A 492-nucleotide genomic window follows, 5' to 3' on the forward strand; every position below is an offset into this window, starting at 1 on the left:
GACGCGAAACGCGTCAGGAACGTGGCCTCCTCGACCGCGGAGTCCCCACCACCGACGACCACGACGTGCTGGTCACGGAAGAAGAACCCGTCGCACGTCGCGCACCAGGACACCCCGCGACCCGACAGACGCTTCTCGTCCTCCAGACCCAGCTCCCGGTACGCCGAACCCGTCGCCAGGATCACCGCCCGCGCCGTGTGGGTCTCACCGTTGCCCGTGACCACGGTCTTGACCGGGCCCTCGAGCCGCAGCTCGACCGCGTCGTCCCACTCGACCTGCGCACCGAAACGCTCGGCCTGCTTCTGCAGATTCTCCATGAGCTCAGGACCCATGATCCCGTCCGGGAACCCCGGGAAGTTCTCGACCTCGGTCGTGTTCATCAACGCGCCACCCGCAGTGATCGAACCCGCCAGGACCAAGGGCTCAAGACCCGCACGCGCGGCATACACAGCAGCCGTGTACCCAGCGGGGCCCGAACCCACGATGATGACG

Annotated in this window: 1 protein-coding gene; it reads right to left on the minus strand. The window is 67.5% G+C overall.

Features of this window, described 5'->3' with window-relative positions; genetic code table 11:
- Positions 1-492: NAD(P)/FAD-dependent oxidoreductase (locus IE95_RS0118310; protein WP_030153667.1), on the minus strand; the 492-nt coding region annotated here is incomplete at both ends.

It is taken from the genome of Oerskovia turbata, from assembly GCF_000718325.1.
GTDB classification, from domain to species: domain Bacteria; phylum Actinomycetota; class Actinomycetes; order Actinomycetales; family Cellulomonadaceae; genus Oerskovia; species Oerskovia turbata.